At 39.7% G+C, this 21,468-nt stretch carries 18 protein-coding genes and 1 pseudogene; 16 read left to right on the top strand and 3 right to left on the bottom strand.

The annotated features are described in order from the left end of the window. Window positions 1-2 precede the first annotated feature (2 nt). Window positions 3-1,154 (bottom strand): methionine adenosyltransferase, encoded by a 1,152-nt coding sequence (metK, locus tag HSP_RS0107530; RefSeq protein WP_007525083.1) that lies wholly within the window; start codon window positions 1,152-1,154, stop codon window positions 3-5. 210 nt (window positions 1,155-1,364) lie between these two features. Between metK and HSP_RS0107525 the strand changes: the two genes are divergently transcribed. The 9 genes from HSP_RS0107525 to HSP_RS0107485 all read left to right on the top strand — a co-directional run bounded on the left by HSP_RS0107525 (window position 1,365) and on the right by HSP_RS0107485 (window position 13,171). Beyond that, window positions 1,365-2,117: a hypothetical protein gene (locus tag HSP_RS0107525; protein WP_010129734.1), complete on the top strand. Its 753-nt coding sequence runs from the start codon at window positions 1,365-1,367 to the stop codon at window positions 2,115-2,117. Window positions 2,118-2,257: 140 nt separating this feature from the next. Continuing rightward, window positions 2,258-3,658 (top strand): basic amino acid/polyamine antiporter, encoded by a 1,401-nt coding sequence (locus HSP_RS0107520; RefSeq protein ID WP_010129733.1) that lies wholly within the window; start codon window positions 2,258-2,260, stop codon window positions 3,656-3,658. 6 nt (window positions 3,659-3,664) lie between these two features. Then, on the top strand, window positions 3,665-4,447 hold the full coding sequence (locus HSP_RS0107515; protein ID WP_007525243.1) for a DUF998 domain-containing protein: 783 nt from the start codon (window positions 3,665-3,667) through the stop codon (window positions 4,445-4,447). Between the two features lie 8 nt (window positions 4,448-4,455). Next, window positions 4,456-5,589 carry an acetylornithine deacetylase gene (gene argE, locus HSP_RS0107510; protein WP_010129730.1) on the top strand — a complete coding sequence of 378 codons (1,134 nt, stop codon included), beginning with the start codon at window positions 4,456-4,458 and terminating at the stop codon, window positions 5,587-5,589. A 162-nt stretch (window positions 5,590-5,751) separates the two neighbouring features. Further along, entirely contained in the window at window positions 5,752-6,291 is a 540-nt protein-coding gene (apt, locus tag HSP_RS0107505) for an adenine phosphoribosyltransferase (RefSeq protein ID WP_010129729.1), read from the top strand. A gap of 6 nt (window positions 6,292-6,297) precedes the next feature. Then, window positions 6,298-8,298 (top strand): DNA polymerase III subunit gamma/tau, encoded by a 2,001-nt coding sequence (gene dnaX, locus HSP_RS0107500; RefSeq protein ID WP_010129728.1) that lies wholly within the window; start codon window positions 6,298-6,300, stop codon window positions 8,296-8,298. A 128-nt stretch (window positions 8,299-8,426) separates the two neighbouring features. After that, window positions 8,427-9,395 carry a galactose-1-epimerase gene (locus tag HSP_RS0107495; protein ID WP_007524729.1) on the top strand — a complete coding sequence of 323 codons (969 nt, stop codon included), beginning with the start codon at window positions 8,427-8,429 and terminating at the stop codon, window positions 9,393-9,395. Between the two features lie 18 nt (window positions 9,396-9,413). Further along, window positions 9,414-12,416: a glycoside hydrolase family 2 TIM barrel-domain containing protein gene (locus tag HSP_RS0107490; RefSeq protein ID WP_010129727.1), complete on the top strand. Its 3,003-nt coding sequence runs from the start codon at window positions 9,414-9,416 to the stop codon at window positions 12,414-12,416. 287 nt (window positions 12,417-12,703) lie between these two features. After that, entirely contained in the window at window positions 12,704-13,171 is a 468-nt protein-coding gene (locus tag HSP_RS0107485) for a hypothetical protein (RefSeq protein WP_007524306.1), read from the top strand. A 69-nt stretch (window positions 13,172-13,240) separates the two neighbouring features. Here HSP_RS0107485 and HSP_RS0107480 read toward each other — a convergent pair whose 3' ends face one another. Both HSP_RS0107480 and fadR read right to left on the bottom strand, forming a co-directional pair. Then, complete coding sequence (locus HSP_RS0107480; RefSeq protein WP_007524047.1) at window positions 13,241-14,329, bottom strand: PhoH family protein; 1,089 nt, start codon at window positions 14,327-14,329, stop codon at window positions 13,241-13,243. A 6-nt stretch (window positions 14,330-14,335) separates the two neighbouring features. Next, a complete protein-coding gene (gene fadR, locus HSP_RS0107475) occupies window positions 14,336-15,064 on the bottom strand; it encodes a fatty acid metabolism transcriptional regulator FadR (protein WP_007524159.1) in 729 nt (242 codons plus the stop codon). A gap of 184 nt (window positions 15,065-15,248) precedes the next feature. Between fadR and nhaB the strand changes: the two genes are divergently transcribed. The 7 genes and pseudogenes from nhaB (at window position 15,249) to HSP_RS10975 (ending at window position 21,368) form a co-directional block, all read left to right on the top strand. Then, window positions 15,249-16,790: a sodium/proton antiporter NhaB gene (gene nhaB / locus HSP_RS0107470; RefSeq protein ID WP_007525259.1), complete on the top strand. Its 1,542-nt coding sequence runs from the start codon at window positions 15,249-15,251 to the stop codon at window positions 16,788-16,790. A gap of 128 nt (window positions 16,791-16,918) precedes the next feature. Next, window positions 16,919-17,458 carry a disulfide bond formation protein DsbB gene (gene dsbB, locus HSP_RS0107465; protein ID WP_007525416.1) on the top strand — a complete coding sequence of 180 codons (540 nt, stop codon included), beginning with the start codon at window positions 16,919-16,921 and terminating at the stop codon, window positions 17,456-17,458. A gap of 101 nt (window positions 17,459-17,559) precedes the next feature. Beyond that, complete coding sequence (gene metC / locus HSP_RS0107460; RefSeq protein WP_007524378.1) at window positions 17,560-18,750, top strand: cystathionine beta-lyase; 1,191 nt, start codon at window positions 17,560-17,562, stop codon at window positions 18,748-18,750. 127 nt (window positions 18,751-18,877) lie between these two features. Continuing rightward, the gene (locus HSP_RS0107455) at window positions 18,878-19,462 is read left to right on the top strand and encodes a LemA family protein (RefSeq protein ID WP_007525059.1); all 585 of its coding nucleotides are present in this window, start codon (window positions 18,878-18,880) and stop codon (window positions 19,460-19,462) included. Window positions 19,463-19,504: 42 nt separating this feature from the next. Then, the gene (locus tag HSP_RS0107450; RefSeq protein ID WP_007524054.1) at window positions 19,505-19,954 is read left to right on the top strand and encodes a TPM domain-containing protein; all 450 of its coding nucleotides are present in this window, start codon (window positions 19,505-19,507) and stop codon (window positions 19,952-19,954) included. Continuing rightward, on the top strand, window positions 19,951-20,757 hold the full coding sequence (locus HSP_RS0107445; RefSeq protein WP_010129725.1) for a TPM domain-containing protein: 807 nt from the start codon (window positions 19,951-19,953) through the stop codon (window positions 20,755-20,757). Before HSP_RS0107450 ends, HSP_RS0107445 begins: the two co-directional genes overlap by 4 nt. A gap of 54 nt (window positions 20,758-20,811) precedes the next feature. Next, window positions 20,812-21,368 (top strand): annotated as a pseudogene (locus HSP_RS10975) (YtfJ family protein). Window positions 21,369-21,468: the final 100 nt, after the last annotated feature.

Raw genomic sequence — 21,468 nt, 5'->3', positions numbered from 1 at the left:
AATTATAAGCCTGCATCTGCTTTTAATGCTTCTGCTTTATCTGTTTGTTCCCATGGGAAATGTGAACGACCGAAGTGGCCGTAAGCCGCTGTTTCGCGATAAATTGGGCGAATTAAATCTAACATTTTGATTAAACCGTAAGGACGTAAATCAAAGTGTTGGTAAATTAGTTTCACTAAAGTTTCATTGCTTACTTTACCTGTGCCGAAAGTTTCTACCATGATAGAAGTTGGTTCTGCTACACCGATAGCGTAAGAAAGCTGAATTTCACAACGATCTGCAAGCCCTGCTGCCACAATGTTTTTCGCAACATAACGTGCTGCATATGCCGCTGAACGGTCAACTTTCGATGGATCTTTACCAGAGAATGCACCGCCACCATGACGCGCTGCACCGCCGTAAGTATCCACAATGATTTTACGACCAGTTAAACCACAGTCCCCCATTGGCCCACCAATCACAAAACGGCCGGTTGGGTTAATAAAGTATTTAGTGTTTTGACTTAACCATTCGCTTGGTAGTACCGGTTTGATGATCTCTTCCATCACCCCTTCCACCAAATCTTTTTGGTTCACGCTTTCTGCGTGCTGTGTTGAAAGCACAACGGCATCAATGCCAACGATTTTGTTATCTTCATAAGCAAAAGTAAGCTGGCTTTTCGCATCTGGGCGTAACCAATCTAATTTACCCGCTTTACGCACTTGTGCTTGACGTTCCATTAAACGATGTGCATAAGTAATAGCTGCTGGCATCAACACTTCTGTTTCATTGGTTGCATAACCAAACATAATACCTTGGTCACCCGCGCCTTGTGCTAATGGGTCATCTCTATCTACACCTTGGTTAATATCTGGTGATTGTTTACCAATCGCATTTAACACTGCACAAGAATGTGCATCAAAGCCCATATCTGAATGGTTATAACCAATATCTGCAATCACTTGGCGCGTTAAGTTTTCAATATCTACCCAAGCAGAAGTGGTAATTTCTCCACCTACTAACGCCATACCAGTTTTAACATAAGTTTCACACGCGACACGCGCTTTCGGATCTTGTTTTAAAATTTCGTCTAATACTGCATCAGAGATTTGGTCTGCAATTTTATCCGGATGCCCTTCTGACACCGACTCTGAAGTAAATAAATTGATAGCCATTGTTCTATACCTTGTTGTTGTCATGAATAAATACAAGCGGTTAGATTTTGCAAAATTTTTGCTAAAACAGACCGCTTGTACCAAAATTTAATTAGCCGTATTTCCGTCTAGACGTCTATAATATATTTTTTGAACATTCTAGGCAAGCCTTTTCCAATTCTATTGCCTAAACCATGCTAAAATTAGCAAAAAATTTGATGAGAAAATAACATGAAAAAATGGCTTTTAAGCTTACTTATCTTGATTCAACCCGCATTAGCAAATGAAGAAAGTGAGCTTTATACAATCACTATTGGCGAAACAACGTTCAATATTCCCACACCAAAAGGAATGATAAGAATTACTCCTGAAATGATTGAACCCTATTTATACGCTGAACAAATGAATGCTCAAGATAGTGGGAATCAATATTATGCAAACTATGTCAATTTAAACGCGTTAATCCAAGGAAAAGAACAAAATTGCTCAATTTCTACTTCAAAAAAGGCTATTCATCTTCAGATGTCAGCTGCTCAAATCAAAGAGTTAAAGCATATTTTCGAAACACAATTTTCTTCACTGTTAAATTCTAGTGAGTTCATAGAAGAAATAGAAGAAATTGAGCAGAATAGGATTAACGTGAATCCTGAAACAACTGGAATGCAATTTCTCGGCACAAAAATTATTTCAATAGACAAAATTTTTGAAGATGACAATAGCTATTTCTTTTTAGTCAAAAAAAGTACTACGGTGAGAGAATTAGATAAAATCCAAACCGAATATGAAGTCAGTACAGGCGGTATGTTTGTTGTAAACAATAAACTCTTAAATCTCGCTTGCTTTGCAGAAGCTGATGAACAGGGTGAACAATGGGTAAAAGAGACTCTATTAGACTGGCAAAAAAATATCGTTCAATCAAATCAACAAAATTTACGTGAAAAAACTTGGCAAAGATTGCTTGGCTCAATTGCCAAAGATAACTAGCGCAAATCTGTTTTTTGTTATCTGAAAAAAGCGCCTCTCTAACATAATTTATCTTGCTTCTCATTTGATTTTATATTGGGGAATTTTGCTTTTTTATGCTAAATTACGCCGTTTTTTTGAATAATTATTTAAGGATTTTCATGTCAAAGGGCAAAATTGGGCTCGTTTCGCTTACCGCACTCGTACTAAGTTCTATGATCGGTTCGGGCATTTTCAGCTTACCGCAAAATATGGCCGAAAGTGCAGGGGCTGAAGCCTTGCTGTGGGGCTGGGCAATTACAGGGGTAGGGATTACTTTTCTTGGGCTGTCATTCTTTTTCCTTTCTCGATTAAAACCACAATTAGAAGGCAGTATTTACACTTATGCTCGCGAAGGCTTTGGCGATTTTATCGGTGCTTTAAGCGCTTGGGGCTACTGGATTTGTACTTCAATCGGGAGTGTGAGCTACTTAGTCGTGGCTTTTGCTGGATTAGGGATGTTTATTGATAGTGAAAGCTTTACATTATTCGGCGATGGTACATCTTTTGCGTCCATTCTTTGCGCTTCTATCATTGTTTGGCTTATTCATATTTTAATTGCCAAAGGCATTAAAGAAGCTGCATATGTGAATTTGATTGCCACCATTGTCAAAGTGTTACCGCTCATTCTTTTTATTGCTTGTGCTATTTGGGCATTTTCGCCCCAACAATTTATGCATGATTTTAGTGGCGAAAGACTCAATCTTCCACTACTTGAGCAAATCAAAAGTACAATGTTAATTACCCTTTGGGTGTTTGTTGGCGTAGAAGGCGCTAGCGTGCTTTCAGCGCACGCCAAAAATAAACGTGATGTCGGCATTGCAACACTGCTTGGTATCTTAATTACCCTGATTCTTTATGTCGCAATTACTGCCCTTTCACTAGGCGTATTGCCAAGAGAGACAATTGCTTTGATGCCAAATCCATCTATGGCAGGCTTAATGGCACATATGGTGGGAACAAGCGGTCAGATTTTAATTACGTTTTGCTTAATTGTTTCAGTGTTGGCTTCTTATATGAGTTGGACCATGTTCTCAACAGAGATTATGTTCCAAGCATCAAAAACTAAAGTTTTTCCGCAACTATTAAGTAAAGAAAACGAAAACAAAACGCCTATTAGCTCTCTGTGGTTTACTAACATTGTGATTCAAATTATCTTGTTAGTTGTCTTCTTTACTGGCAAAGGCTATAGCGTACTAATTCAGCTTTCTACCGCCATGATTTTAGTCCCTTACTTTTTAGTCGGTGGTTATTTAATTAAAATTGCGTTTAAAGAACAGGCTGCATGGTATATTAAACTCACAGGCATTATGGCAACGCTATATGGTATCTGGTTAGTTTATGCAGCAGGTTTAAATTATTTATTACTTTCTGTCATTTTATATCTGCCAGGAATGGTGTTATTCTTCTATCAACGAAAACACAGCAAAGGCTATTTACACCTAAGCCGTGTAGAAAAATGGTTAACACTTGGCTTGAGCTTGCTCTTTTTTGCAGCTCTTTATCTTCTGTTTCAATCTTAATAAGTTATGACGATCAACATTACCCCTTTGAAGAATGGCTTAAAACGAATGCTTAATGCTATCGCCTATGCATCACAACAGACCAGTGATTATTTCCGTAGCGGTTCATTTGGCATGGCGGTTTATCCTTATTTAATGCATCCATGTTTTGATAAAATGCTTAACGGCATTACCGCTTTGGTGGCAGTCTTAACCGCTTTCGGTGGGGTGTTTTATTTATTCGGCGAACATGTTGCCATTCTTTTTAGTGAACGTGGCATTACTACTTATTTTCACCATAGCGTGTTGGAACTCTTTTTCCCTATCGGCACCATGCTAGGTGATTATGAAAATAAAATCTCTAATTTGCCACAAGTGATGCGTGCTGCCTTTAGTTATCAAGGTTATCTCTTTATTTGGCTTTATTTTTTAGGGATTTATCGTATTTCTGAACGCCGTTATTGGGTTTTAAGTGCGTTATTAGCGCTCTGTTTTAGTATTGGTGCCTTCTTAGTTTCTGATCTGAATAGTGCTAGCTACAACCAAGGTGGCTTACATAATTTCGGCGCAAGCCTCACTTTTTTAATCGGTAACCTAACTCTAATTATGGTAGGTTTCGATATCTCTTCAGCTCGCTATCCAAAATTCAAACGCCGTTCATTATGGCTTGGTGTGGTAGGCAGTATTGCTATTATTGTTTCTATGACCCTACCAACTATTTTTACGCCACTGATTGAGCGCGTGGGTATTTATAGCATTATGCTTTGGGAAATTTTCGCGGGCTTTACGCTGCTTAAAATCAGCAAATAGGAGATTTTATGGAGTTTCTTGAACGTTATCGTCAGCTTATTGCATTGCCAACTATCTCTAGCCTGGATGCCAATGAAGATCTTTCTAATAAAACGCTCATTGAATTGCTCGCAAATTGGCTTTCTGATTTAGGTTTTAAAACCGAAATCTTACCGGTTGAAGGTGCTCGTCAAAAATATAACCTTTTAGCTACTTACGGTGAAGGAGAAGGTGGATTATTACTGGCTGGGCATACCGATACCGTGCCTTTTGATGAAGGGCGTTGGACGTTTGATCCATTTACGCTAACAGAACAAGCCGGCAAACTCTACGGCTTAGGCACGGCGGATATGAAAGGCTTTTTTGCCTTTGTTGTAGATGTCGTCAGCCGTTTAGATTTAAGCCAAACCCGTAAACCTATCCGCATTCTTGCCACCGCAGATGAAGAAACCACCATGCTTGGCGCCCGTACTTTTGCACAACACAGCCAAATTCGTCCTGATTGTGCCATTATTGGTGAGCCAACTTCGCTCGTGCCAATCCGTGCGCATAAAGGCCACATGGGCGAAGCGATTCGTATTACAGGGAAAAGCGGCCACTCTAGCGATCCTGATCGAGGCATCAATGCGATTGAATTGATGCATGAAGCAACTGGCCATCTATTAAAAATGCGTGATGAGCTTAAAACCCGTTATCGTAACGATTTCTTCAAAGTGCCTTATCCAACCATGAATTTAGGCAACATTCACGGCGGTGATGCGATTAACCGTATTTGCGCCTGCTGTGAATTACAATTAGATATGCGTCCGCTACCTTATTTAGCTGTTGAAGATTTGCACGATTTATTATTAAGCCATTTAGCACCAATGCTAGAAAAATATGGCGATTTAATTGAAATTCGTAATCTACACGGTGGCATTCCCGGCTATGAATGTGAACATTCTGCGCAAATCGTTCAAGTAGTAGAAAAATTATTAGGCGTTCCTTGCGAATCGGCTAACTATTGCACTGAAGCACCTTATATTCAACAACTATGCCCAACCTTGGTTCTAGGCCCTGGTTCAATTGAACAAGCCCACCAAGTAGATGAATTTTTAGAAACACGCTATATTGAACCGACTCAAGCGCTATTAACTAAATTGATTCAGCATTTTTGCTTTTAAACCATCGCAAGCGGGCTTTTTTGATTAGCATTTTGCAAAAGCCTAGAAAAAAATGACCGCTTGTGAATTTGAAACTCGGTTTATAAGAAATTTTCCTTGTAATTACGAGCATTTTTTTATACAGTCCATAGGTTATTTTTTTCGATAAATATAGGTTAAAACATGACCAAACTCGATTTAATTAGATCATCTATCAAATCTATCCCTGACTACCCAAAAGCGGGGATTATCTTCCGTGACATCACTTCACTTTTAGAAGTGCCAGAAGCTTTCCAAGCAACTATTGATGCTATCGTTGCTGAATTTAAAGACAAAGGCATCACAAAAGTGGTTGGTACAGAATCTCGCGGTTTTATTTTTGGTGCGCCAATTGCATTAGCATTAGGTTTACCATTCGTATTAGTACGCAAACCGAAAAAACTCCCGCGTGAAGTGATTTCTCAATCTTACTCACTAGAATATGGTGAAGATACTTTAGAAATTCATTTAGACGCGATTAGCGAAAATGACAACGTTTTAGTGGTAGATGACCTATTAGCGACTGGTGGTACTATTGATGCAACTGCCAAACTTATTCGTCGTTTAGGTGGTAAAGTAGAACATGCCGCTTTTGTGATTTGGTTACCTGATTTAGGCGGAAAAGAACGCTTAGAAAAAGAAGGGATTCAATCCTTTACTTTAGTGGAATTCGCAGGACACTAATTTTCAATGAGCTATCAAGTTTTAGCCCGCAAATGGCGCCCACAACGTTTCTCAGAAGTTGTCGGACAGCAACATGTACTCTCCGCTTTAGAAAATAGCTTGCGTGAAGGCAGACTTCACCACGCTTATCTTTTCTCAGGCACGCGTGGCGTGGGCAAAACTTCGATCGCACGATTATTCGCAAAAGGGTTAAACTGCGAAACTGGCATCACCGCTACACCATGTGGTGAATGCGCCAACTGTAAAGCCATTGAAGAGGGGCGCTTTATTGATTTAATTGAAATCGATGCAGCCTCTCGTACTAAAGTTGAAGATACGCGCGAATTACTTGATAACGTACAATACAAACCAACGGTTGGACGTTTTAAAGTGTATCTAATTGACGAAGTGCATATGCTCTCTCGTCATAGTTTTAATGCCTTATTAAAAACGTTGGAAGAGCCACCGGAATACGTTAAATTCTTACTGGCAACAACCGATCCACAAAAACTCCCAATCACGATTTTATCTCGTTGTATGCAATTTCACTTGCGTGCATTAGAAGCACCGCAAATTGCTGCACATTTAGAATTCATTTTAAATCACGAAGAGATTCCTTATGAGCCTAGTGCCGTAGAAAAACTGGCAAAAGCTGCACAAGGAAGTATTCGTGATGCATTAAGTCTGACCGATCAAGCCATTGCAGTGAGCAATGCGGATATTCGTTTGACTACTGTTCAACAAATGTTGGGCTTAATTGATGATAACCAACCTATTGAACTCGTCACTGCACTCGCTCAAGCCGATGGCGAAAAAACAATGGCGATTGTGCAAGCCGTGGCTGAAAAAGGCGTTGATTGGCAACAACTGCTCAATGATGTGGCTGAAACATTGCATAATATTGCCATGCGTCAACTCCTCAAACCGCATGAAGAAAATAGTACGTTAGACTTCCTTGCTAAATTGATTGCACCGGAAGAAGTTCAATTTCTTTATCAACTGATGCTTGTTGGAAAAAAAGAACTGGCTTATGCACCAGATTTACGTGCAGGCGTAGAAATGACCTTGCTTCGAGCACTGGCATTCCACCCGAAACGAACTGCTGAAATAAACCAGTCGATAGCTCCTGCCGCGCCTGTGGTAACACCTGCGCAAACAGTAAACCCAGCACCGGTGACAGCAACTACACCTAGCCAAAATTTAGCGCAATTAAAAGCGCAAGTGGAAAAGCGTGTTCCGGTTCAGCCTGTTCAAGCAGCAACACCACCAGTTCAAGTGGCTCAAACAAGCAGTCCTGAAATCTCCCCTGCGCTTGCTGCAATACAAGCGCGTAAACAGCTGCAAGAAAAACAAGCTCAACTAGCTCAAACCGAAAAAAAAAAGCCTGAGCCAATAGCGAAACCAGCTGTATCAACTAAAACTGGCACAAATAACCTACAAAGTCGGCTGATGCAATTGGCACAACCTGAAATAGAGGAAAAACCGGTTGTTTCCAAACCTACTGCCCCACTTAACGATGAAGAATATCGTTGGACATGGCTCAATCCTGAATTAGAAAATCAAGCAGAAGCAGCAAAGCCGTCTGATATTAAACAAGCCATTTTGCAAGAACGCACACCAGAATTGGTGGAAAAAACGATCGCACTTTCGTGTGAGCAAGATGAATGGTGCGCCATTGTCAATGAACTCAAATTAGGCGGACTTTCTCGCCAAGTAGCATTAAACAGCTATTTAAGTGAGAAGCAAGGTAATCAACTCCAATTAGTGTTAAAGCCGAATATGGCACACTTAGACAATGAAGAATCTCGTCAAAGTCTAGCCAATGCATTAGCAACTAAAGGCTTTGATTATCAACTCACTATTGGGGAAAGCGCTAATCATAAAACCCCATTAGAAATTCGCCGTGCTATTTTTGAACAGCTTACACTAGATGCCAAAAATGCCTTATTAAAAGACGAAAAATTACAAAAACTCTGCCAAGCCTTTGATGCAGAAATGGACGAATCCACTATTCGCGCAGTCGTTTAATCTTAATTATTCCTCCCTTCATTGAAAATGTGACTTGGTTCACATTTTCAAATATTTCAGCTTTTAAAAGACCATTGTTAACCTTAACATCAAGCCATTTGTAAGATACGGGCAAAGGAGGAATCCGTATGCAAACCTTTTTGTTAGAAAACGATTATCTAAAAATTACACTCTCTAATTTTGGCGCTTCTTGGCTGTCATGTGTCGTGAAACATCCCAGCGGCGATCGTGAAATCTTAATTACCACCACACCAGCGCGCTGGCAAGAAAACAGTGCCTATTTTGGTGCAACCATTGGACGCTACGCCAACCGAATTGCGCATGCCCGTTATCAATTAAATCAACAACATTATCAATTAGCTGCTAACAATGGGGAAAACAACCTACATGGTGGCAAGATTGGTGGTAGCCACGTTCATTGGCAAGTTGTTAACCAACAGCCACAAGCGGTCACATTTGCTTATACTTTTGCGGATGGTGAGGAAGGATTTGGATCAGAAGTTCAAGCAACAGTCACTTATCGCTTACACGAAAAAACGGTGACGATTGATTATGATGCAAAAGCAAGTGGCGCTACACCGCTTTGTTTAACCAACCATGCCTATTTTAATTTAAATGGCGAAAAGACCATTACTCAGCACCAGCTGCAATTAAATGCAGAACAATATCTCCCTGTGGATACAACGGGCATTCCGAATGCACCTTTAACCGCTGTAGCTGGAACAGGATTTGATTTTCGCCAGCCTAAATTGCTCGGACAAGATTTATTGAAAGATGCTGATCAGCAAGCAGTAAAAGGCTACGATCACGCATTCCTTATTGCAAAAAATAACCAAAATCCGACCGCTTGTTTAGCCGTTGATGACCTACGTCTAACACTAGAGACTAGCTACCCAGCCATTCAAATTTACACCGGAAATTGGTTAGCCGGACAACCAGATTTAAACGATGGGCACTATGTTGATTATGCAGGCGTTGCACTGGAACCAGAATTTTTCCCAAACAGTCCAAATCAACCAGAATTAGCGCAATACGGTGGCATTAGCCAAGCGAATGAACCTTATCAGCACTATATTCACTACAATTTTGACTTCTAAGTTGAATGGAGCAACGGGATGATTTTGCCTCACTATTTTGAAGATCCAAGCGTATTGCACCTCAATACCACGCCGCATCACGCTTATTTTATTCCGCATCAAAGATTAGAGACGACTGAAGAACGAGAAGCCTCGGATTATTTCACCTCACTCAATGGCGATTGGGATTTTCATTATTATCCAAGCTATCACGATTTGCCTGAAGATTTCTTAAAGCAATCTTTCAGCCAGCAAATTCCAGTGCCGTCTAATTGGCAAAATCATGGTTTCGACCAACACCATTATACAAATATTAACTATCCATTCCCGTTTGATCCGCCATTCGTACCGCATCGAACACCTTGTGGTTTATACCATCGCCATTTTGAATGGTCCCCACAACGCGAGCAACGTTACTTGCTTAACTTTGAAGGTGTCGATGCCTGTATTTACCTCTATATCAACGAGCAATTTGTTGGTTACAGCCAAGTGAGCCATGCGACAGCTGAATTTGATATTACCGATTATGTTCACCATGGCCAAAACAGCTTGTACGCTGTCGTGTTGAAATGGTGTGATGGCAGCTATTTAGAAGATCAAGATAAATTCAGAATGTCTGGTATTTTCCGTGATGTTTATCTACTTAGTCGCCAAGCGAACTATCTACAAGATTTCTTTATTCGTTACACGCTTAATGAAACGCTTAATGAGGCAACAATTTCGCTTGAAACAACATTTATCAATGAATCACGCGCATTAGATATTCAGTTACTTTCTCCACAAAATGTTGAGATTTTCCGCCAACAAGCGGTCAATTTAGAAGAAAAAATTGCAAATGTGCAATTATGGCAAGCAGAAAATCCTTTGCTTTATACCTTAATTCTGCGTGATAACGACGAAGTTATCGTCCAAAAAATCGGCTTTCGAAAAATTGAAGTCAAAGCAGGCGTGCTACTTTTAAACGGGCAGTCCATTAAATTTAAAGGTGTAAACCGCCACGATAGCGACCCGAAAACCGGCTATACCATTAGCTATGCACAAGCCTTAACTGACCTAAAGTTGATGAAGCAACATAACATCAATGCTATCCGCACGGCGCATTATCCTAATGCGCCTTGGTTTAGTGAGCTATGCGATAAGCTAGGGTTTTATTTGATTAGCGAAAGTGATGTGGAATCCCACGGTGCAAGCATGCTCACTGTTCGCCAGCCTGAACCCAGTATATTGCTTAATCATGAAAATGATTTGGAAACAGCACGGATTCGCCAAGAAACTATCGATAATTTTTGCTATTTCGCCCGAGATCCGCAATTCAAGCAAGCCATTTTAGACCGCCAACAAGCCAATATTGAACGGGATAAAAATCGCACTTCTGTTCTAATTTGGTCTCTCGGTAATGAATCGGGTTATGGTGAAAACTTTGAAGCGGCTGCAGCATGGATTAAAGCCCGCGATCCAAGCCGATTGCTACATTATGAAAGTGCTATCTACCAACACAGCCAACATAAAAACGACTTAAAACACTTAGATTTTTACAGCGAAATGTATGGCTCTCCGCAAGATATTGAGCGCTATTGTCAACAACCTCAATCCAAGCCATTCTTACTTTGCGAATATAGTCACGCTATGGGCAATTCAAATGGTGATGCGGAAGATTATTGGCAAGCCTTTCATCATTCGCCTCTTGCCTGTGGGGGATTCGTGTGGGAATGGTGCGATCATGCACCTTATCGCGAAAACGGGCAATTTGGTTACGGTGGCGATTTTGGTGATAGCCCTAATGATGGCAATTTCTGTATGGACGGCTTAGTCTCGCCAGATCGTATTCCACACAGCAATTTGCGTGAACTCAAAAATGTTAACCGCCCGGTTCGTGCACGTTATCAAGATGGCAAAATCATACTGACTAACTATTTTGATTTCAGTGATCTAAACACGCTTTCTATTCACTATCAATGGTTAGAAAATGGCGTACCGATGCAATCTGGTAAATTACATGTGAATTGCTCGGCTCAAGCAGAAGTGCAACTGCCGATAATTTTACCGGAAAACAACGGTTCTCATTGGTTACTCAATCTCTCTTATCATCAAAATGAAGAAACCGCATTATTACCAGCTGGTCATGAATTAGGTTTCGATCAACTCAATATTTATCCGCAGAATGTCTTCAAAACTGCACCGCTTGCTAGCACACCAACACTATTTAAGATTGAAGAAAACGCGCAATTTATCAGGATTGACAATCAAGAATGGAGGTATCACTTTGATAAACAGAAAGGGATTTTTAGCGAAATTGAAAAAGCAGGCAAAGCACAAATTGAACAACCGCTAGATTTTCAAATTTGGCGCGCACCAACTGATAACGATCGCCTCATTCGTCATACTTGGCAAAATGCAGGCTACGATAATGCATATACCAGAGCTTACCAAACGACCATCAGCCATTTAACACAAGCGGTCGAAATTCATGTGAAATCTGCAATACTTAGTGTTGCGCGTGGTCGCATTTTGAATTTGGACCTCTGTTATACCTTGCTGGCAAATGGGCAATTAAGTATACAAATTCAAGCACAGCGCCCTGCACATTTGCCATTTTTACCGCGTTTTGGCTTACGTTGCTATTTACCGAAAAATTTAGGCGAAGTGGAATACTTTGGCTATGGGGAAGATGAAAGCTACATTGACAAGCACCATCTGGCGAAACTCGGTATTTACCGCACTGATGCGATAAAAAATCATACCGACTATGTCAAACCGCAAGAAAATGGCAGTCATTGGGGCTGCTATTATGTCAAATCTGACGCATTGATGGCTTGGGCTAGCGCACCATTTAGCTTTAATTTATCGCCTTATACCGCAGAAATGCTCACAGAAAAAACGCACTGCTATGATTTGGAACATTCTGGTCATACTATTTTAAGCCTCGACTATAAAATGAGTGGTATCGGCTCTAACTCATGTGGCCCGAATTTGGCTGAGCAATATCGTTTAAATGAAAGCAGTTTTGAGATCACTTTCTATCTCCGTTTTAGTCAGACTTAAACGACAAGCGGTTAAATTTATCTGCTTTTTTGCAAAATTTTTATCAAACAAAACACCTTTGAGTAATCACTCGAAGGTGTTTTTGTTTAAAAATCAGCCAAACAATAGCTGAAATTGCCTAATTCCGATGATTTTAGTCAAATTTACAAAATTATAGTTGACTGAAATGATAATGTTTAATAACCTACTAATGCATACTAATGCATACTAATGCATACTAATGCATACTAATGCATAAAGTTTTATGCAAATTATTTTCCATTTTTACTTTTAAAAGGTATTTTAGTATGAAAAAACTTTTCAAAATCGCAGCTGTTTCTGCACTTACATTAATGTCTGTTAATGCTTTTGCAGCATCTCAACAAGCTCAAGATGTGAAAAAATTTAGTGAGTGGGAAGAAGTTACTCGTGACAAAGTAAACGCAGCAACTGATGCGATTGTTCAAGCTATGGGTACTAATGATGTAGCGAAAACAGAAGCTGCGATTGCAGAATTTGATAAAAAATCTGCTGAATACTTAGCAGAATTAGATGCGTTAGGCATTCAATCTGCCGAAGCAACACCACTTATCGGTTTATATAAAGATTATATTGAAGCCGAAAAAGCAACTAACCAAGTGTACTTATCACAAGCAAAATCGCCATCAATTGACAATATGAATAAAATCAGTGATGCGCAGAACAAAGCAAAAGAGAAAGAATCACTATATGATAAATTAGTGGATGAACTAGAAGCGAAATTCCCAGAAGAGTAATTCTTCCGTTTCGGTTAATCACAAAAAAGCCTTATTCACTATGAATAAGGCTTTTTTAGTTGGGCTAATCTATAACTGCTCAGCTTGAGCAAGGATTCGTGTTTGTTCTGCTTCAAGCTTTTGTCGCTGCTGCTCTGCTTTACGTTGGGCTTGGCGAATTTCATCTTCAGCTTCCCATACATCATAAGCTTGCACAATTTTAGCAACAACAGGATGTCGAACAATATCGTGGCTATCAAAAAAGTTAAAACTTAATTCTTTTACCTCTTTTAATACTTCCATTGCATGCTTTAAGCCTGATTTTTGGCTACGAGGTAAATCTACTTGCGTGACATCACCAGTAATTACGGCTTTAGAATTAAAGCCAATACGAGTTAAGAACATTTTCATCTGTTCAATAGTTGTATTTTGACTCTCATCTAAAATAATAAAAGCATCATTTAAGGTGCGCCCACGCATATAAGCTAACGGAGCAATTTCAATCACATTCCGCTCCATCAGTTTTTGTGCTTTTTCAAAGCCTAGCATTTCAAATAAAGCATCGTAAAGCGGACGTAAATAAGGCTCAATTTTTTGTCCTAAATCACCCGGTAAAAAACCCAATTTCTCGCCAGCTTCCACCGCGGGGCGAGTTAATAAAATACGGCGAATTTCCTGGCGTTCTAATGATTCTACTGCAGCAGCAACCGCCAAGAAAGTTTTCCCAGTCCCGGCAGGCCCAATCCCGAAGCTAATATCGTGGCTTAAAATATTACGTAAATAGGCTTGCTGGTGTTCTCCACGAGGTTTAATCACACCTCGTTTAGTTTTAATCGCAATTTCACCTTGAGATAAACCTTGCCAATGGTTCTGTAATAACATTCGGCTTTCTTGAATGGCCAAATGTACATCTTCTAAATCAAGCTGTTTGATTTTTCCTTTAATTGGTGCAGTATCGTTATAGAGTTGTTTAATCAACTTGGCACTATTTTGTAGTAACGAAAGGCTGTGATGATTTTCTTCTTCGGTTTGTAAGGTAAAAGCAAAACCTTGTCGTGCGATGACAAGGTTAAAGCTCTTTTCAATTAGGGTAAGATGCTCATCAAATGCACCACAGAGTGACTGTAGGCAAGCATTATCTTCAGGGGCTAATGTAAAACTAACAGATTGGTTTGACATAAAAGGTTATTTATTCTCTCCGAAGCTTTCTGGCAACGATTGTAAAATCGCGCTCCAAAATTGTCCGCTTTCGTGGCGATTACGAATGATACATTCCATCACACCATTGTAATCACCTGCTTCACACAATTTCTGTAATTGTAAATAAAATTGTAACGTCAATTCTCTAGCTTGCGCATTTTGGAAAAATAGTGAGGCCACTTGCAAATACATGCTTCTAAAACTATTTAACACCAACGCATAAACTGGTTTATTCGCAATAAAAGTAAATTGACGGAATAAATTATAATCAAATTCAACATAAGCTTCTGGCGTATCAGCTAATTCCGCTAATGGTGCAAACAATGCCAATGAATCTTTTGGAGAAATTTTTACTGCCTCACGCACATAGTATTCCGCCATACGTGTACGAAGTGATAACACATTAGAAACAATCACTGGTGCAAGCGTGTGATCTAATTTTAATACTGTATTCAGTACATTCGGGCCCGCACTTTGCCAAATGTCATTTACACGTGTCGCTTTACCGTGTTGAATCGTTAACCAACCATCACGCGCTAATCGTTGCAATACTTCACGCAAGGTTGTACGTGTAACCCCTATTTTATCAGCAAGCTCACGTTCTGCCGGCAATTCAGTTCCTGCTGGATACTTATTTTCCCAAATACTTTTGACAATATATTCTTCAGCTAATGCTGCCGGACTTTGCGCTTTTAAGATAAAAGATTGTTCCATGAAAATGCGTTCTCAAATAAAAAATAAGGCAAAAAATGCCTAAAAATTAGATATAAAACAATGATTTGTTAGATTTTTTTAATTTTGGGCACCAATAAAAATTAGTACAGTTGTATTATGAAGGAAACAGGATTATATTACAAATACTTAATATATTCTGACAAGATTGACAGAGGTTTTACTTATGCATGGCGTAAACGTTTTCTTTAAAAGTTTTTTAGGGAAAAGTCCTATTTGGTATAAATATTGCATTATTGCATTTTTAATCGCTAATCCAATCATTTATTACGCAATTAGCCCTTTTGCTGCAGGATGGCTCTTAGTTGCTGAATTTATTTTTACCTTAGCGATGGCACTAAAATGTTATCCACTTCAACCAGGCGGTTTACTCACTATTGAAGCAGTAGTGATTGGCATGACCTCACCGCATCATATAAAAGAAGAAGTGATGGCAAACTTTGATGTTATTTTATTATTGATGTTTATGGTAGCAGGTATTTATTTTATGAAACAACTGCTGCTGTATGCCTTCACTAAACTATTAATTGTTGTCCATTCTAAAAAACGCCTTGCACTGACATTCTGCTTAAGTGCCGCCTTCCTTTCAGCTTTCCTAGATGCTTTAACAGTTATTGCAGTTATTATCAGCGTTGGTACCGGTTTCTACGGGGTTTATCATAAAGTTGCTTCTGGCAATAACTTTGAAGATTCAACGGATATTACCAACGACGATAAAATCACCAGTAAAAAAGAAATTTTAGAACAATTCCGTGCATTTTTACGCAGCTTATTGATGCACGCGGGCGTTGGTTCTGCACTCGGTGGCGTAATGACAATGGTGGGCGAACCACAAAACCTTATTATTGCTGGACAAGCTGAATGGAGCTTTGTGGAGTTTTTCTTACGCATCGCGCCAATCAGTGTTCCAGTACTTGTTTGCGGTATTATTACTTGTCTGCTTGTTGAACATTTCAGCCTATTTGGTTATGGCGCGAAGTTACCGAAAAAAGTTTGGGTTGTATTAGCTCGTTATAACCAATCTAAAGAGCGCAAAATGTCCACACAAGATCGCTATAAATTAGTTTTACAAGGTTTAATCGGAATTTGGCTAGTTATTGGCCTTGCCTTGCATTTAGCTGATGTGGGGATTATCGGGTTAACTGTTATTATCTTAACCACTGCATTTTGTGGGGTAACAGATGAACACACAATTGGACGTTCTTTCCAAGAATCCATGCCATTTTGTGCATTATTAGTGGTTTTCTTCTCAATTGTGGCTGTGATTAACGATTTACAACTGTTTAAACCAATTATTCACTTTGTACTTTCGGCTGATCCACACTCACAATTATCATTGTTCTATATCTTTAACGGCTTACTTTCAATGATTTCTGATAACGTGTTCGTGGGTACGGTTTACATTACGGAAGCAAAAAGTGCTTATCTTTCAGGTGCATTAAATCGCGAGCAATTTGACTTAATTGCGACTGCAATTAACACTGGAACCAACTTACCATCGGTTGCAACACCAAACGGTCAAGCGGCATTTTTATTCCTACTTACCTCTGCATTTGCACCGCTTATTCGCCTTTCTTATGGCAGAATGTTTATCATGGCACTTCCTTACACTATCGTACTTTCTGGTGTCGGCTTCCTTTGCTTGGAGTTTTTACTCCCAGAAGCAACTGAATTGATGACCCAATGGGGTTGGATTATTAGTCGTTAATTCAATACGATAAAAATAGAGTGAAGGGCGTACTTTTGTGCGCCCTTTTTCGTTTTATCTGGAGAATATCTGCACATCGATACGCAAAATCAGTTACAATAGCACCATTTGATTTATGAGGAAAAAATATGCTGGCTTATTTTAAAAAATGTTCCCTCAAGCGCTCAGCTTGGTTTTTTTTAGCATTAGTTGCACTAGGTTTAGAAGCAACTGGGCTTTATTTTCAACACGGACTTGGGCTTCAACCTTGTGTCATGTGCGTTTATGAACGCCTTGCTATTTTAGGCTTAATTGTTGCTGCTTGCATAGCTTTACTCTCTCCACGTGTATTTTTATTCAGATGGTTAGCCATTATTCTTTGGGGTTTTTCTGCAATTAAAGGGCTATTAATTGCTATCCGTCACACAGACTACCAGCTAAACCCTTCTCCATGGAATCAATGCGAATTCAAGCCAGACTTTCCACAAACAATGCCATTTGATCAATGGTTCCCTAGCATTTTTGCACCAGGCCCAGTGAACTGTAGCGAAAGCCAATGGCAAATGCTTGGCTGGGGAATGCCACAATGGTTAATTTTAGCATTCTCAGCATTTACTGTTTTCTTTGCACTAGTTTTATTAAGCCAATTCAAACGCACTAAAACGCAATATCGTTCTGTATTCAAATAATTTGAAAATAAATAAAGCCTCGATTTTGTAGAAAATAACCTACTATTTTGCAAAAAAATTTACAAAATCGACCGCTTGCACTGCTCATTTAGGAAATCATTATGTCAAAATCTCAAAGTCTTGAAACCAAACTGGTTCATGCAGGACGCAAACAACGCTATACCCAAGGCTCTGTAAGCCCGGTAATTCAACGTGCTTCATCACTCGTTTTTAATTCAGTAAAAGATAAAAAACATGCCACGCTTAACCGTTATAAAGGCGAGCTCTTTTACGGTCGCCGCGGTACCTTAACCCATTTTGCACTTCAAGATGCAATGTGCGAACTAGAAGGCGGGGCAGGTTGTTATCTTTATCCTTGCGGTGCAGCAGCTGTGACTAATGCAATTTTAGCCTTTGTTTCACAAGGTGATCATGTGTTAATGACAGGTGCAGCATATGAGCCAACTCAAGACTTCTGTAATCATATTTTGGCTAATTTAGGCGTAAGCACTACTTTCTATGATCCGATGATTGGTGAAGGCTTAGCAGCACTTATTCAACCAAACACAAAAGTCCTATTTTTAGAAAGCCCAAGTTCACTCACGATGGAAGTGCCTGATGTCCCAACATTAGTTCAAGCGGCACGTTCAGTCAATCCAGATATCGTGATTATGATTGATAACACTTGGGCAGCAGGTGTGCTTTTCCCTGCGTTAGAATTTGGCATTGATATTTCAATTCAAGCTGGCACCAAATACCTTGTTGGGCATTCTGATGTGATGATTGGTACTGCAGTTTCTAATGCACGTTGTTGGGATCAACTCCGTGAACGTTCATACCTGATGGGACAAATGGTTGATGCTGATTCGGCTTATACTACGGCTCGTGGCTTGCGTACATTAGGCATTCGCTTAAAACAACATGAAGAAAGTTCTATTCAAGTGGCTAAATGGCTTGCTGAACGCCCAGAAGTCAAAGCAGTTTATCACCCAGCATTACCAAGCTGCCCAGGTCACGAATTTTTTAAACGTGACTTTAAAGGTTCAAGCGGTCTATTCTCTTTTGAACTTTACCAAAAGCTAACAGATGAGCAACTAGCGAATTTCTTAGATCACTTTGAAATATTCTCTATGGCATACTCATGGGGCGGTTTTGAATCTCTCATTCTAGCCAACCAACCTGCTGAAATTGCACGTATCCGCCCTGCGATTGAACGTAAATTAACTGGCACCTTAGTCCGTGTCCATATTGGTTTAGAAGCCGTAGAAGATTTAATCCATGATTTAGAAAAAGGCTTCGAACGCTTAAAATAAGATGAAAAAACACCGAGCACTGCTCGGTGTTTTGTTTAATGCAAAACTGTGTAAGTTTATTGGTAAATCAGCTCACTTCCTCGTAGAATTCGCCTGATTTTTAAACCTTTTTATTTAGGATATTATTATGAAAAAGATTTTAGGCATTTTACTCATTGCTGTCATTGCTTTAGGCGGTTATTCATTAACCAAATATAATGACTTAATGCGCGCAGAAGAAGATATTAACTCTGTATGGGGTAATGTTGAATCAGCTTACCAACGCCGTGCAGATTTAATCCCTAATCTAGTGAACACTGTAAAAGGTCAAGCGAATTTTGAGAAAGAAACGCTCACTGCGGTTATTGATGCACGCGCAAAAGCTACTGCGATTACTATCAATCCAAACACTGCAAGCGAAGAAGAAATGGCAAAATATCAAGCGGCTCAACAAGAAGTCAATTCTTCACTTTCTCGTTTATTAGTTTCAGTTGAAAAATACCCAGAATTAAAAGCACATGAAGGTTTCTTAAATCTTCAAGCACAATTAGAAGGCACCGAAAACCGCATTAACACTGAACGTAATCTTTACAACAATGCCGTAAAAGAATACAACAAACAAGTGCGTGAAATGCCAACGAAAATTGCAGCGATGCTGATGGGTTTTAAAGCGAAACCACAATTTAAAGCAGAAGCTGGGGCAGATAAAGCGCCTGTGGTAAATTTTAACTAAAACAAATGGGGAGTATAAACTCCCCCTTTTTTAAGGAAAAGCATGTCTTTATTCCCTTTTTTCAATAAAAAATTGCCTGTCGATACTCAAAAAATCGAACAGGCAATTTCTCATTTAGAACAACAAACCAGCGCTGAATTACGCGTGGTGGTCGAAAGTAAAGCACCGAAAAATGTGACAGCTCTTGCTCGTGCTGAACAACTATTTGATGAATTAAACATGCAAGCAACTAATGCTCGTAATGGTGTATTGATTTATCTAGCTTTCAAGCCACACCATGTTGCAGTCATTGGCGATATTGGCATTCATGAAAAAGTCGGTCAAGCATTCTGGCAACAAGTTTATGATGCAATGAAAGTACATTTACAGGAAAAAGCTTACACTCAAGCGATTTGCGAAGGTATTACACAAGTAAGCAAACAACTTGCTATCTATTTTCCTTACCAAAATGATGATAGTAATGAACTTCCAAATGAGGTGATCTTGAAATGATTTGCAAAACAGCCAAATTTTTTCACCGCTTGTGGTGGCTAGTTCTCATGCTTTTCAGCCTACCGGCAACTGCGGTAACCTATCCTGATGCTCCAAATCCATTTTATTATGTAACAGATTACACCAAAAACACGCTTAGCCAACAAGAATGGCGAACGCTGGAAGATGCGCTGATTGCTAATCGTGCTAAAACCAGTTCACAAATTATTGTAGTCATCGTTCCTGACACACAAGGTGAAGCCATCGCAACTTATGCGACTAATCTGTTTAATAAATGGGGCATTGGACGCAGCAAAAACAATGAAAACAACGGCGTGTTGTTACTGGTCGCTAAAAATGATCGCAAACTGTTTATTGCAACAGGGCGAGGCATTGAAGGCGCATTACCAGATGCTGTGGCTGCAACCATTATTCGTCACAACATTACGCCATATTTCAAAGAATCTCGCTATGCGGAAGGTATTGCCAGTGGTCTTTCCGCAATTATGGCTGCAATTAACGGTGAATATGCACCTTATGCAAGCTATGGAGAGGAAGAAAGCAGTATTGATGAAATTGATGGATTACTCTTCTTTCTTGTTATGGGCGCTATCATCTTCATCCTCTTCTACCCAAGAGGTGGCAGTCGTTATGTTAGCCCAAGCGCAGCAGAGCAACTTGGACGCGTAATTCTCAATAGTCGCCGTAGTGGTGGTTTTGGTGGTGGCTTCGGCGGCGGCAGTTTTGGAGGCGGTAGCCATGGCAGCGGTGATAGCTTTGGCGGTGGTTCCTCCGGTGGTGGCGGTGCTGGTGGCAGCTGGTAGCATACGAATTAACACTTTTTTAAATTTTACCTTTATCAAAGAATAGGAAATAAGATGAAAAAACAATTACTAGTATTATTATGTAGCTCAGTGCTATTTTCACCCTTAGCACTGGCACATTCATTAAAACTTGATCAAATGCTTCCACAAACAAGCGTGAGTGAGGCTGGAGAAATTACCTTAAAAGGACAAGATGCGGCTTACCAACAATGGCATAGCAGCGCTCTCAGTGGCAAAGTGCGCATTGTACATCACCTTGCTGGCAGAAGTGCCGCAAAAGAAAAAAACCAAGCTGTTATCGATGCCATTAAAGCGGCACACTTTAATCAACAACAATACCAAACTACGACTATTATTAACGCAGATGATGCTATCGTCGGAACAGGTATGTTTGTAAAAAGTAGTGCAGAAAAAGGAAAAAAGAAAACCCCCACAGCCAAGTCGTGCTAGATGACAACAGCACTGTAAAAAAAGCATGGGGATTAAAAGAAAAAGAGAGCGCGATTATCGTATTAGATAAAAGTGGTAAAGTTAAGTTTGTAAAAGAAGGCAAACTCTCCTCTGATGAAATTACACAAGTTATTCAATTAACTAAGCAATTACTGCAATAATGCAAAAATATCATTACAAATAATATTAAAGGGCTGAATCCGAAAGCATATCGGACTCAGCCCTTTATTATGAAGTTGTGATTTAATTTTTTCGAATTAA

The sequence above is a fragment of the Haemophilus sputorum CCUG 13788 genome (assembly GCF_000238795.1).
In the GTDB taxonomy this organism is placed as follows: domain Bacteria; phylum Pseudomonadota; class Gammaproteobacteria; order Enterobacterales; family Pasteurellaceae; genus Haemophilus_A; species Haemophilus_A sputorum.
This window is presented reverse-complemented; position numbering and strand designations above follow the sequence as displayed.

Bases quoted from the DNA above. Each gene is read 5' to 3' on its own strand.
- metK (WP_007525083.1), bottom strand. From the start codon at position 1,154: ATGGCTATCAATTTATTTACTTCAGAGTCGGTGTCAGAAGGGCATCCG.
- HSP_RS0107525 (WP_010129734.1), top strand. From the start codon at position 1,365: ATGAAAAAATGGCTTTTAAGCTTACTTATCTTGATTCAACCCGCATTA.
- HSP_RS0107520 (WP_010129733.1), top strand. From the start codon at position 2,258: ATGTCAAAGGGCAAAATTGGGCTCGTTTCGCTTACCGCACTCGTACTA.
- HSP_RS0107515 (WP_007525243.1), top strand. From the start codon at position 3,665: ATGACGATCAACATTACCCCTTTGAAGAATGGCTTAAAACGAATGCTT.
- argE (WP_010129730.1), top strand. From the start codon at position 4,456: ATGGAGTTTCTTGAACGTTATCGTCAGCTTATTGCATTGCCAACTATC.
- apt (WP_010129729.1), top strand. From the start codon at position 5,752: ATGACCAAACTCGATTTAATTAGATCATCTATCAAATCTATCCCTGAC.
- dnaX (WP_010129728.1), top strand. From the start codon at position 6,298: ATGAGCTATCAAGTTTTAGCCCGCAAATGGCGCCCACAACGTTTCTCA.
- HSP_RS0107495 (WP_007524729.1), top strand. From the start codon at position 8,427: ATGCAAACCTTTTTGTTAGAAAACGATTATCTAAAAATTACACTCTCT.
- HSP_RS0107490 (WP_010129727.1), top strand. From the start codon at position 9,414: ATGATTTTGCCTCACTATTTTGAAGATCCAAGCGTATTGCACCTCAAT.
- HSP_RS0107485 (WP_007524306.1), top strand. From the start codon at position 12,704: ATGAAAAAACTTTTCAAAATCGCAGCTGTTTCTGCACTTACATTAATG.
- HSP_RS0107480 (WP_007524047.1), bottom strand. From the start codon at position 14,329: ATGTCAAACCAATCTGTTAGTTTTACATTAGCCCCTGAAGATAATGCT.
- fadR (WP_007524159.1), bottom strand. From the start codon at position 15,064: ATGGAACAATCTTTTATCTTAAAAGCGCAAAGTCCGGCAGCATTAGCT.
- nhaB (WP_007525259.1), top strand. From the start codon at position 15,249: ATGCATGGCGTAAACGTTTTCTTTAAAAGTTTTTTAGGGAAAAGTCCT.
- dsbB (WP_007525416.1), top strand. From the start codon at position 16,919: ATGCTGGCTTATTTTAAAAAATGTTCCCTCAAGCGCTCAGCTTGGTTT.
- metC (WP_007524378.1), top strand. From the start codon at position 17,560: ATGTCAAAATCTCAAAGTCTTGAAACCAAACTGGTTCATGCAGGACGC.
- HSP_RS0107455 (WP_007525059.1), top strand. From the start codon at position 18,878: ATGAAAAAGATTTTAGGCATTTTACTCATTGCTGTCATTGCTTTAGGC.
- HSP_RS0107450 (WP_007524054.1), top strand. From the start codon at position 19,505: ATGTCTTTATTCCCTTTTTTCAATAAAAAATTGCCTGTCGATACTCAA.
- HSP_RS0107445 (WP_010129725.1), top strand. From the start codon at position 19,951: ATGATTTGCAAAACAGCCAAATTTTTTCACCGCTTGTGGTGGCTAGTT.